We start from the raw sequence: 12,037 nt of genomic DNA on the forward strand, positions 1-12,037 counted from the left end.
AAGAGGCAAGTGGCGGGGTAGCGTAGGGCTATTCTGGCGTCCAAAAGTCGGGCGTAAATCTAATTTCGATGAGTGAACCACTTTTGGTTGAATGTCGTAATCTTCCTCGGTTCTATTTAGGAGCTGCATTTAAAGATGAGGGAGCAAATTGTGATGGCGGGAAAGGTCCTGATAATTGGCAGCGGTCCCAACGCACCGTTGGCCGCCGATTGGCCAAGGGAACAGTTTGACCACATCGTTGTCATCAACAACGCATGGCGCGTGCGCCCCGATTGGACACATGTGATCTTTCCTGAGGACTTTCCCAAAGATCGACACCCGTCTGAGATCAGCAACGCGCAGAGCGTGGTGCGGTATACGGAATATGTGCCGCAGAACAATGCATTTGGCGGCGTGTTGTTTGCGGGAGGCACTATGGCCTTTACGGCTGGGTATTGGGCTCTGGGAGCGCTGAAGCCTGACGTCATGGCGTTTATCGGATGTGATATGGTCTATCCCAAGCAGGGCAATACGCATTTTTATGGGACAGGTGCGGCGGACCCGCTGCGCGAAGATGTGTCGCTTCAGAACCTTGAAGGTAAGTCTGCGCGCCTCGCGCTGCTTGCGGCGCAGGAGGGCTGTGCCTGTGTGAATTTGTCTGTTGAGGACAGTCGCATGGTATTTCCGCGCGCTGAGCTGAGCGACCTGCGGGACATCCAGCCCGAAGTTGTCGCAACACATGCAGAAGTTGCCGAGTTACGCCGTGCGGAAGCCGCGCTGGGCTATGCGGCACCAAGTGGACGCTATTGGGAGATTCTTGATCAGATTGATCCCAAAAAACTCGCCGAAATTGACGCAGAATGGCTTGCGCTATTTAGGCGGGTTCAATCGCCGTGACGCAGTAGGCGCTGCTTTTGGCGGCCCCAGTCGCGCTTGGCTTCCGTCGCACGTTTGTCGTGGTTTTTCTTACCTTTGGCGATGCCGATCTTCATTTTCACAAAGCCTTTGTGATTGAAGTACATCACCATGGGAACCAACGTCATGCCTTTGCGCTGGGTCGCACTCCACAGGTCAGAAAGCTGTTTCTTGCTGACAAGCAGCTTACGTTTGCGCCGCTCGAGGTGCGGGAACATCGCGCGCTCATATGGCGCGATATAGGAGTTCACCAGCCACAGTTCGCCATCTTCCACAGCAGCATAGCTTTCTGCAATATTGCCGGACTTCTCGCGCAAAGACTTCACTTCTGATCCCGACAAAACAATGCCAACTTCGATGTCATCATCGATGGCATAGTCATACCGCGCCCGCCGGTTCTCGGCGATCACCTTGTAATTCGGATCTGAGTTCTTTTGCTTCTTGGCCATAACCCGCGTGGCATAGCGCGCTCCTTAGGCAGTGTCCATCCTGAGCGTGCTTTGGCGTTTACGATGTGGTGGCGCGAAGGCCACAAGCTCAAATGTCCCCGGCATTTTAGTGGACGCAGACTCAGGCTTTGGATAGTTTGGGCACAAACGGGGCGCTATGATCCCGAACTTGAGGCAGTTGAATATGATTTTCCCCGAGCGGTTTTCGAACCTACCGGCTTATGCATTCCCGCGTCTGCGTGCGCTATTGGATCACCTGGAACCAGGTGGCCCAGTTGTCCATATGACCATTGGTGAGCCAAAGCATGCTTTCCCTGATTGGGTGACAGATGAAATTGTTGCGCATGCCGCGACCTTCAATCGCTACCCTCCAAACGAGGGTGCGCCCGAACTGCTTGAGGCCATCGCAGGGTGGGTGGAACGCCGGTATGGGGTCCCTGTGGATGCCGACACCGAAGTTATGGCACTTAACGGCACCCGTGAAGGGCTTTACAATTCCGCCATGGCGCTGTGCCCGGAAACCAAGAATGGCGAACAGCCGCTCATTCTGACACCGAATCCGTTTTATCAGGTCTATGCGGTGGCGGCGATCTCCGTGGGTGCGGAAGCGCTGTTTGTTCCCGCGACCGACGCAAGCGGCCATCTGCCGGACTTTGCTGGCCTTTCTGAAGCGCAACTCCAACGCACGGCAGTTGCCTATGTCTGCTCTCCTGCAAACCCGCAGGGTGCAGTGGCGGATCGCGCCTATTGGGAACAGTTGATCGGCTTGGCCGAAAAATATGATTTCAAGATTTTCGCGGATGAGTGCTATTCGGAAATCTACCGTGGCGAAGCACCTACCGGCGCCATTCAGGTGGCACGCGATATGGGGGCAGATCCCGAACGTGTGCTGATTTTCCACTCTCTGAGCAAACGCAGCAACCTCGCTGGCCTGCGCTCCGGATTTGTTTGCGGCGGCCCGGAGAGCATTCGCCGGATCAAACAATTGCGATCCTACTCAGGTGCGCCTTTGCCGCTTCCGTTGCAAATGGCTGCGGTCAAGGTTTGGCAGGATGAAGAGCATGTGATTGAGAATCGCAGACTCTATGCGGAAAAATTTGAGCTCGCCGATGAGATTTTTGCGGGCATTGAAGGATATCAGAGCCCCAACGCAGGTTTTTTCCTCTGGCTGCCCGTTGAAGACGGTGAGGCCGCAACGGTCAAACTTTGGACTGAAACCGGCGTGCGCGTGTTGCCGGGGGCTTATCTGAGCCGCGATGCAGACGGAGAAAACCCTGGGAAGGGGTATATTAGGGCTGCACTGGTGGCTCCAAAAACCGAGGTGGCAGAGGCGCTGGTGAAGCTGCGCGACTGTCTCTACGGGCAAGAATAATAAAGAGGTGGAGTATGGCGTATCAGGCGAGAGGACGTGGGCCTTTGTTGGATAGCAACACACAGGCGGCGGTCGAAAAACGTGGTAAAGAGCTGATTGGTATCGTGCTGTTGGGGCTGGCGATTATGTCGGCCGCCATGATCCTGTCCTACTCCCCATCCGATCCCAGCTGGCTGTCCGTCACCGATGCACCGGTGCAGAATATGCTGGGGCGATTTGGGGCTTCGATCGCTGCACCACTGTTTATCATTGTCGGCTGGGGCAGTCTTGGGCTCGCTTTGATTTTTGGCGCGTGGGGTGCGCGCTTTGCCTTTCACGTTGGCGAAGAGCGCGTGCAGAGCCGTATTATCTTTGCGCCGATTATGCTGGCATTGGGCGCAATTTACGCCTCGACCCTGACGCCAGGTTCGGACTGGATTCACGCATTTGGCCTTGGCGGCCTGTTTGGCGACACGGTCATGGGCGCTCTGCTGACCATTTTGCCGATCGGAGCCCAGTCGGGTGTGAAATTCATGTCGCTGCTGACCGGGATTGCCTTTGTGGCTGTCACGGGCTTCGTGCTTGGTTTCACCAAACTGGAACTCAGCCGTTTGGCGCAAGGGCTCGTTGTTGGCTTGGTGCTGGCCTATGATGCCTTGATGCGGTTGTTGGGGCGTGGAGCAACCGGTGCGGTGCAGGCTGCTAAGGCCGCACAAGAGCGTCGGAATGAGCGCCGTGAGCTTGCCGCACAGCGTGATCACATGGCTGCCGAGGCTGGATGGCAAGACGATGTTCTTGAGGATGCTGACGATTTCCAAGACGCGGTGGTTGAGGCAAAACCAAAGCCCCGACTGCGCATTCCAGGGTTGATCAAGCGCGCAGAGCCGACGCCCGAGGATTTGCCTGAGCAGGAACTCGTCGAAAATCTCTTTGCCGAAGATTTTGGCGAGCGTCCGGAAGAGGCCCGTATCAGCGCCAAAATTGCCGATGTGATGCGTTCGCGCGCACGGCGCGGCGTTCCTGTGGCGCCACCGGAGTTGCACAAAGACAAACCGCTGACCAAGGGACGTGGCAGAGGCCCGGACCCGCTGTTGTTGGGCGACAATGAGCCGACATTGACCGCTGTGCCTGAGCCTGAGGTGGTTGCTGCACCCCTGGCCGGTCTGCGGGCAGAACCGCCGCTTTCCATGCATCAGTCTGCCCCTTACCCCCCAGAGCCAAGCGTTGCCGCACCTGAGCCACAGCTGGAAGAGGGCACCGTTGCGGGGTTTGAGATTGTGTCTGACGCCCCAGCACCCACCCCAGCGCCGGTCGCACCAATCGCCCCAATTCCGGTTGCCGAACCGAAGAAAGTTGTGCAGCCGCGCCAGAACAAGGTGGTTCAACCCTCAACTCGGGCGCAGGCAGAAGCACAGCCTTCCTTGGCCTTTGAAGAGGAAAGCTCACATTACGAATTGCCGCCGCTTGGCCTTCTGGAGAATCCGCTCGACATCAAGCGCCATCATTTGAGTGATGAAGCGTTAGAAGAAAACGCGCGTATGCTGGAAACCGTTTTGGATGACTACGGTGTCAAAGGCGAGATCGTGAGCGTGCGCCCCGGGCCTGTTGTCACCATGTATGAACTTGAGCCGGCACCGGGTCTGAAGGCGAGCCGTGTGATTGGTCTGGCAGATGACATCGCGCGCTCGATGTCTGCGCTGTCTGCGCGTGTGTCGACTGTGCCGGGTCGCAGCGTGATTGGCATCGAATTGCCAAATGAAAACCGGGAAAAGGTGGTGCTGCGCGAGATCCTCGCTGCGCGTGACTTTGGCGACAGCAATATGAAGCTGCCGCTTGCGCTCGGCAAAGATATCGGCGGCGATCCCATTGTCGCCAATCTCGCGAAGATGCCTCACCTGCTGATCGCGGGGACCACCGGTTCGGGTAAGTCGGTTGCGATCAACACCATGATCCTGTCCCTGCTTTATCGCCTGACGCCGGAAGACTGCCGTTTGATCATGATCGACCCGAAGATGCTGGAATTGTCTGTGTATGACGGCATTCCGCATCTGCTGTCGCCTGTTGTGACCGACCCGAAGAAAGCTGTAGTGGCATTGAAGTGGGTCGTGGGCGAGATGGAAGATCGCTACCGCAAGATGTCCAAAATGGGTGTGCGCAACATTGATGGCTACAACAGCCGCGTGAATGATGCGCTCTCCAAGGGCGAGACATTCAGCCGGACAGTGCAAACCGGGTTTGATGATGAGACCGGCGAACCCGTGTTTGAGACCGAAGAGATCGTGCCTGAAAAGATGCCCTACATCGTGGTCATCGTCGACGAGATGGCGGACCTTATGATGGTGGCGGGCAAGGAGATCGAAGCCTGCATTCAACGTCTGGCACAGATGGCGCGTGCCTCGGGTATTCACCTGATCATGGCCACGCAGCGCCCATCGGTGGACGTGATCACGGGTACGATCAAGGCGAACTTTCCGACGCGGATTTCTTTCCAGGTCACGTCGAAAGTGGACAGCCGCACGATCCTTGGTGAGATGGGGGCTGAACAGCTCCTTGGCATGGGGGACATGCTCTACATGGCTGGTGGTGCGAAAATCACCCGCTGCCATGGTCCGTTTGTGAGCGACGAAGAGGTCGAAGAGATTGTGAACCATCTCAAGAGCTTTGGTCCGCCGGACTACATTGGTGGCGTTGTTGAGGGGCCGGAAGATGGCAAGGCTGACGACATTGATGCCGTGCTCGGACTGAACACCGGTGGCAACACCAATGGTGAAGACGCGCTCTATGACTCTGCCGTTGCGATCGTCATTCAAGACCGCAAATGCTCCACTTCTTACATCCAGCGCAAGCTGGCAATCGGCTACAACAAGGCTGCGCGTCTTGTGGAACAGATGGAGGATGAAGGCCTTGTCAGCCCGGCCAATCACGTTGGCAAGCGTGAGATTCTGGTGCCGGAGCAGTGATTTTTCGCTGAGTGCACGAGAAAGTGTGCTCAGCCTCTGCGCAACCCGATAGGGCCTGCCTATATTGGTTTTATGAAAATGGTTAGATTCACATTTGCAGCCCTTGTCGCTGTGACCACTGCGGCACCTGCGTTTGCCGAAAAGCTCTCCCTGAATGCGTTGAGCACATATCTGAACAGTCTGAAAACGGCTGAGGCCGCATTTGTTCAGACCTCTGATGATGGTTCTGTCCAAACCGGACGTCTGTTCATTCAGCGGCCGGGCAAAATGCGTTTCGAATACGCGCCGCCTCAAAAGGCGCTCGTTCTAGCGAGCAACAATGCCGTTGCGATTTTTGATGACCGCGCCAACGGTGCGCCGGAGACCTACCCGTTGCGCCGCACGCCGCTGTCATTGATCTTGGCGAGAAACGTCGATCTGGGATCCGCCAACATGGTGGTTGGGCACAGCTTTGATGGCACGCATACTGTGGTGACAGCCCAAGACCCAAAGAGTCCGGAAAGCGGTCAGATTCAGCTCAAGTTTTCTGATTCGCCTGTCGCTCTACAAGAGTGGGTGATTCTGGATGCCTATGGCTCGCAAACAACGGTGCGGCTGGATGATGTCACAACTGATATGAGCTTTCCGCGCAGCTTGTTTGACATCGACACCGAGAGACGCAATCGAGGTCAATAAGTAGAGTGCCAATCAGGCAATGATGTCAGGCGTAAGCCGGTCTTCGATCCGTGCGATGATGTCTTTCAGGCGCAGTTTCTGCTTTTTAAAGCGCTGAATGGTCAGCTGGTCGCCGGTGCCACGGTCGACAAGTGCGTTGATTGCATCATCGAGATCGCGGTGTTCCTGTTTGAAAACTTCCAATTCGACTCGCAAAACATCGTCTGTCTTCATGGACAAATCGGTCGTGGCATTCATTTGGCTGTCCTCAATCTTGGCGAGAGTCATAGAATACTCTCTTTGTGCGCTGCTGAAAAGCACAGCAACCACGCGGAATTTATGACAGTTGAGATAGTTGGTGACTTGCGGGATGCCAGAGCCTCCCCCATATTTGTTAGGCAGCCGGTTGCCAGAAAGGGATCGGCGCGCAGACGGTCGCTTTGAAAAGGACGTGTCAATGACCAAACTTACTTTGGGGTCCTATCCCCATCTTCTGGGCTTTGAGCAGCTCGAGCGCCTCTTGGAGAGGACGGCAAAATCTGGTGGCGAAGGCTATCCTCCGTTCAATATTGAGCAGACCTCGGATTACTCCTATCGCATCACACTCGCGGTTGCCGGTTTCCGAGAGCAGGATCTGAGCATCACCGTTGAAGACCGTCAGCTCGTGGTACGCGGGCGGCAGGCGGAAGACAGCGGCGAGCGTGTTTTTCTGCATCGGGGCATCGCAGCGCGGCAGTTTCAGCGCAGCTTCGTACTCGCGGATGGAGTGGAGGTAGGTGAAGCCATTATGGAGAACGGTCTGCTGCATGTAGACCTGACCCAGGCGCGTCCTGAGACGATTGTTCAAACCATCCAGATCAAGAAAGGATAAGATTATGCAGGCAGAATTTGACACCCAGTCACTGGATGATCGCGTTGTCTATGTTCGGGAGGTTTTGGTTGCGGAGTTGCCCGAAGAGGTTCAGGAGCAAGCTGAAGGTGCGGAAACACTCTTTGCTGTGCACACCACCGACGGCGAGCGCCTCGCGCTTGTGAAAGAGCGTAATCTCGCGTTTATCTTGGCGCGGCAGCACAATTACTCACCGGTAACCGTGCACTGACAAAAACCATTCGCGATGAAATCGGCGCGCCTTCGGGCGCGCTTTTGTTTTATGGCAACTCGTAAGCTGTGGTCTGCCCCGCCCAGCCACCGACATTGTCCCTGGCGCGCAGGTAGACAGTGGTTGTTCCTTCAGGAATGGCCACAGAGTTAAGGCTGCGGGTAAAAGGCTGCTCATTCACATGGGGATGGAGCAATTCACGGGTCCCTAAAATAGAGCCGTCAGAAAGCTCTACGCGCCAGCCATCTGCATAATCGTCCCAGCCGGTGTCAGGATGTAGGATGGTGACATCAAAGCGCCAGCCGTTTGTGCTTGAGTTTGCTTTGATGCCTGTAATCTGCGGTGAATCAGCAAGTGCGCTGCTCGCCCAAAAAAAGCTCAGGAATAAAATCAAATGTCTCATGGGGACAAAGTATCATGAGCGCTCTATACTGTCTCGCAATTGAAAAGCCCGGGCGGCTGCCCGGGCTTCACGATTTCGTTTGTAGCGGCTTTGCTTAGCCTTTGGAGAAATCTGGATAGGCTTCCATGCCCAGTTCAGACATGTCCAGACCGTTGATCTCGTCTTCCTCAGAAACCCGGATGCCCATCACGGCTTTCAGGATGACCCAGAGGATCAGGGAAGCTACGAAGGTGAACGCACCGTAGGCAACGATACCGGTCAGCTGTGCACCGATGGTTGCGGAACCGGAGAAAGCCACTGCGATGGTGCCCCAGATGCCTGCGAAGAGGTGAACCGGGATCGCACCAACAACGTCGTCGATCTTCAGCTTGTCCAGCAGCGGAACAGTGATTACCACGATCACGCCACCCACTGCGCCGATCACCAGAGAGCCTGCCAGCGAAGGTGCGAGAGGTTCTGCAGTGATGGAAACGAGGCCTGCCAGTGCGCCGTTCAGGATCATGGTCAGGTCAGGTTTCTTGTAGAGGATCTGTGTCAGGATCAGTGCGGCAACTGCGCCAGCTGCTGCGGCCATGTTGGTGTTGGCAAAGATGCGCGATACGTCGGTGACATCACCCACAGTGCCCATTGCCAGCTGAGAGCCGCCGTTGAAGCCGAACCAGCCGAGCCACAGGATGAATGTGCCCAGAGTTGCCAGAGCAAGGTTGGAACCTGGCATAGGTACGGTGCGGCCGTCTTTGTATTTGCCGATACGTGGGCCAAGTACGATGGCACCAGCGAGAGCAGCCCAGCCGCCTACGGAGTGCACAATGGTGGAGCCTGCAAAGTCGGAGAAGCCGAGTTCAGACAACCAGCCGCCGCCCCACTGCCAGGAGCCGGAGATCGGGTACAGGATGCCGGTCAGGACAACAACGAATGCGAGGAACGGCCACAGCTTGATACGTTCTGCCAGCGCACCGGAAACGATGGATGCGGTCGCGGCAACGAACATCAACTGGAAGAAGAAGTCAGAGCCAACGGACGCGTAGTCCAGCGCGGCATCAGCTGCGTCGAGGCCAACTGGTTCCAGAGAGGTTGGAACAAAGTTGAACGCGAAGTAGCCGTTAAAGTCGCCAGGATACATCAGGTTGAAACCAACCAGCCAATACATGATGGCCGCAATCGAAAAGAGCGCCATGTTTTTGGTCAACTGCATGGTCACGTTCTTGGAGCGAACGAGGCCTGCCTCAAGCATCGCAAAACCGGCTGCCATCCAGAAAACAAGGAAACCACCCACCAAGAACAGCAGGGTGGTCATGATGTATGGCCCAATTTCGTCAAAGCCCGGAGCCGCAGCGGCTTCCTGAGCAAAGCTCAGAGTCGGAAGCGCTGTCAGCGCACCGGTCAGAGCAATTTTCGTCAGAGTTTTCATGCGTGTATTCCTTCCTTGCGACGCCTTAGATGGCGTCTGCATCCGTTTCGCCGGTGCGCACGCGGATTGCTTGCTGCACGTCCAATACAAAGATTTTGCCGTCGCCAATTTTGCCGGTCTGGGCGGTCTTAGTGATGGTTTCGACAACTTGGTCTGCCATGTTGGCTGCGACCACGAGCTCGAGTTTGACTTTCGGCACAAAGTTCACAGCGTATTCAGCGCCGCGATAAATTTCAGTGTGTCCGGATTGGGAGCCGAAGCCCTTGATTTCAGTGACCATCATGCCGCGCACGCCGATGTCGGTCAGCGCCTCGCGGACCTCCTCAAGCTTGAACGGTTTGATCGTTGCGATAATCAGTTTCACCTTGTTCCCCTTTTGGCGATGCGGGGGGCGCCCCGCGAATTTTGCGTCTGCAGAAAACCGCAGCAGAGCGCCGAAAACGAAGGCTGAAGCCGCGTCAATTGGCTAATTTCGAAGGCACATGCTCAAAAAAAGTGCTAAAAATAGCTGATGCACAAAAAATGAGCTTAATGATAACTGAATCCGACTGTACTTCGGCCTTACAAGCAGTCAGCAACGGGGTAAAATAGGCGAAAAGCGAACTGAGCAGCTGGGTATCCATGAGTGATTCAAGACGAAAAAAGCCTCTGTTGGTGGCAGAGAAGCGCTACGGTCGCACAGCGACAAAGTCCGCTCGCAAGTCTGCGAAACCCAAAGCCAAGCCGGCAGCGGCAAAAAAGAAACGCACTACGGCTCGCAAGCCAGCGCGCAAACAGAATCCGATTGTCGCGTTTTTTCGCCGGATCATTGGATGGGTGCTGCGCCTTGTCTGGTCGCTGGTTTGGCGCACAAGCTTTGTGGTCGCTCTGATCGTCTCATTCGCTGTCGGCTATGTGTACCTGACTCTGCCCGATGTTGATGAGCTGCTGGATGGACGGGCGCGAGGGTCTGTCACGCTTCTTGACCGTGACGACAGAGTTTTTGCGTGGCGTGGAGACCAATTTGGTGGTGTTGTGACCGCCGATACGGTTTCCAAGCATCTCAAAAATGCGGTGGTGGCGACGGAGGACAAAAGATTCTACCGCCATTTCGGGATCAGCCCGCGTGGTGTGGCGAGTGCCGTTCGGATCAACCTGCGGGAAGGGCGTGGCCCGCTCTCAGGTCACGGTGGCTCCACACTCACTCAACAGACTGCAAAGCTTCTGTGTCTCGGCGTGGCCTACGATCCCGATGACTGGGAAAGTGAAGCTGCCTACGTGCGGGATTGTCGGCGAGGATCGCTGGGGCGGAAAGCCAAGGAAGCAATCTATGCTATGGCGATGGAGGTCAAATATACCAAAGACGAAATCCTGTCGGTCTATTTGAACCGCGCCTACATGGGGGGCGGTGCTTACGGTGCCGAGGCTGCGGCTCAACGTTATTTCGGCAAGCCCGCCGCGAATTTGACGCCAGCAGAGGGGGCCATGCTTGCGGGTCTGCTGACTGCGCCGTCCTCTTTGGCACCAACGGCCAATCTGCAGCGTTCTCAAGATCGCGCGGCGACTGTCCTGCGGCTCATGAACGAGCAGGATTATCTGTCGGAAAAAGATACGGCCTTTTATCAAGCGAACCCGGCGACATTGTCAGAGGCTGCCAAGGCGAATGCGGGTGGGTATTTCGCGGATTGGGTCATGGCGTCCGGGCCTGAATTCTTTACTCGTAACACCACGGAAGATGTGATCCTAAAAACCACGTTGGATCCGGTTATTCAGGCTGCTGCTGAAGAAGGGCTTCGCTGGGTTTTTGAGAACAAGGTTCGCGAAGGCTCAAAAGCGCAAGCCGCCATTGTTGTTATGTCGGCTGATGGGGCGGTACGCGCTATGGTAGGTGGTCGCGAGACTCAGGTGTCAGGTGCCTTTAACCGTGCGACGCAAGCGAAGCGTCAAACTGGCAGTGCCTTCAAGCCATTTGTCTATGCCACCGCATTGGAGCGCGGCGCTCATTATGACGACAAGGTTCTGGATGAGCCTTATTGCCAGAATATCCCCGGATCAGGTCAGTGGTGTCCAAAGAACTACACCGGCAAATATTATGGAGATGTCTCACTGACCTTTGCTCTGCAGAACTCGTTGAACATTCCGGCGGTGAAAGTGTCAGAGCAGGCGGGGCGCGAAAATGTGCGTACCGTGGCAAGTATGTTTGGCATCGAAAGCGATCTGGCGGCGGGTCCCGCGCTCGCGCTCGGAGCGTCTGAAAGCAGCTTGCTAGAAATGACCGGGGCGTATGCCGGTATCCTCAATGGTGGCTCGTCTGTTACGCCTTACGGGCTGGTCGAGCTGCGGCTGCTTGGGGATGAAAGTTCTTTGATGGGCTCAGGTGGCGGCATTGGCGAGCGTGTGATCTCGGATGCTGCGGCGCGCGAACTTATCTGGATGATGGAGAAGGTGGTGAGCGAGGGCACGGGCGCGCGGGCGCAAATGCCAGGCTGGCAGGTGGCAGGTAAAACCGGCACCACGCAAGCCGCACGGGATGCGTGGTTCATTGGCTTTACCAGCGAGTACGTTGCTGGGGTGTGGATGGGCTATGATGACAACACACCTTTGACTGGTGTGACGGGCGGTGGCTTACCAGCTGAAATTTGGCGCGAAGCCATGGTTCGCATTCACGAGGGCGTTGAGCCAAAACCCCTGCCTGCCTTTGTGCCCAAGCCGCAGCCCAAAAAGGTTTGGACACCCGACCGACCTAAGCGTTCCGGCATCGAAGATGTGGTGAATGGCATCCTGAGAGACATTTTCGGCGGCAATTGATATCGCCGCCGTCAAAATTGTCTACATG

12 protein-coding genes are annotated in these 12,037 nt (G+C 56.1%); 7 read left to right on the forward strand and 5 right to left on the reverse strand.

Features of this window, described 5'->3' with window-relative positions; genetic code table 11:
- The first annotated feature begins 153 nt into the window (after positions 1 to 153).
- A complete protein-coding gene (locus J7412_RS09570; protein WP_209078459.1) occupies positions 154 to 876 on the forward strand; it encodes a hypothetical protein in 723 nt (240 codons plus the stop codon).
- Here the strand turns inward: J7412_RS09570 and smpB are convergent.
- Positions 864 to 1,343 carry an SsrA-binding protein SmpB gene (smpB, locus tag J7412_RS09575; protein ID WP_209065009.1) on the reverse strand — a complete coding sequence of 160 codons (480 nt, stop codon included), beginning with the start codon at positions 1,341 to 1,343 and terminating at the stop codon, positions 864 to 866. The genes J7412_RS09570 and smpB overlap by 13 nt on opposite strands.
- A gap of 184 nt (positions 1,344 to 1,527) precedes the next feature.
- Between smpB and J7412_RS09580 the strand changes: the two genes are divergently transcribed.
- The 3 genes from J7412_RS09580 to J7412_RS09590 all read left to right on the forward strand — a co-directional run bounded on the left by J7412_RS09580 (position 1,528) and on the right by J7412_RS09590 (position 6,329).
- Entirely contained in the window at positions 1,528 to 2,715 is a 1,188-nt protein-coding gene (locus J7412_RS09580) for an aminotransferase class I/II-fold pyridoxal phosphate-dependent enzyme (protein WP_209078460.1), read from the forward strand.
- 14 nt (positions 2,716 to 2,729) lie between these two features.
- Positions 2,730 to 5,654, forward strand: a complete 2,925-nt coding sequence (locus J7412_RS09585) for a DNA translocase FtsK (protein ID WP_209078461.1) — start codon at positions 2,730 to 2,732, stop codon at positions 5,652 to 5,654.
- A gap of 78 nt (positions 5,655 to 5,732) precedes the next feature.
- On the forward strand, positions 5,733 to 6,329 hold the full coding sequence (locus J7412_RS09590) for an outer membrane lipoprotein carrier protein LolA (protein ID WP_209078462.1): 597 nt from the start codon (positions 5,733 to 5,735) through the stop codon (positions 6,327 to 6,329).
- Positions 6,330 to 6,341: 12 nt separating this feature from the next.
- Here the strand turns inward: J7412_RS09590 and J7412_RS09595 are convergent, their stop codons facing one another.
- Positions 6,342 to 6,566, reverse strand: coding sequence for a DUF465 domain-containing protein (locus J7412_RS09595; RefSeq protein ID WP_209065011.1), 225 nt, complete (start codon positions 6,564 to 6,566; stop codon positions 6,342 to 6,344).
- A 199-nt stretch (positions 6,567 to 6,765) separates the two neighbouring features.
- Between J7412_RS09595 and J7412_RS09600 the strand changes: the two genes are divergently transcribed.
- On the forward strand, positions 6,766 to 7,179 hold the full coding sequence (locus tag J7412_RS09600; protein WP_209064786.1) for an Hsp20 family protein: 414 nt from the start codon (positions 6,766 to 6,768) through the stop codon (positions 7,177 to 7,179).
- Between the two features lie 4 nt (positions 7,180 to 7,183).
- Entirely contained in the window at positions 7,184 to 7,408 is a 225-nt protein-coding gene (locus tag J7412_RS09605; RefSeq protein WP_209064788.1) for a DUF1150 family protein, read from the forward strand.
- Positions 7,409 to 7,457: 49 nt separating this feature from the next.
- Here the strand turns inward: J7412_RS09605 and J7412_RS09610 are convergent, their stop codons facing one another.
- From J7412_RS09610 to J7412_RS09620, 3 genes are all read right to left on the reverse strand, one after another.
- Positions 7,458 to 7,811: a hypothetical protein gene (locus J7412_RS09610; RefSeq protein ID WP_209078463.1), complete on the reverse strand. Its 354-nt coding sequence runs from the start codon at positions 7,809 to 7,811 to the stop codon at positions 7,458 to 7,460.
- Between the two features lie 94 nt (positions 7,812 to 7,905).
- On the reverse strand, positions 7,906 to 9,222 hold the full coding sequence (gene amt, locus J7412_RS09615; protein ID WP_209078464.1) for an ammonium transporter: 1,317 nt from the start codon (positions 9,220 to 9,222) through the stop codon (positions 7,906 to 7,908).
- A gap of 25 nt (positions 9,223 to 9,247) precedes the next feature.
- Entirely contained in the window at positions 9,248 to 9,586 is a 339-nt protein-coding gene (locus J7412_RS09620; RefSeq protein ID WP_058238401.1) for a P-II family nitrogen regulator, read from the reverse strand.
- Positions 9,587 to 9,843: 257 nt separating this feature from the next.
- Here J7412_RS09620 and J7412_RS09625 point away from each other — a divergent pair, with 257 nt between their 5' ends.
- Entirely contained in the window at positions 9,844 to 12,009 is a 2,166-nt protein-coding gene (locus J7412_RS09625; protein WP_209078465.1) for a transglycosylase domain-containing protein, read from the forward strand.
- Positions 12,010 to 12,037: the final 28 nt, after the last annotated feature.

Source organism: Shimia sp. R9_3 (genome assembly GCF_017743755.1).
Lineage (GTDB): Bacteria > Pseudomonadota > Alphaproteobacteria > Rhodobacterales > Rhodobacteraceae > Shimia.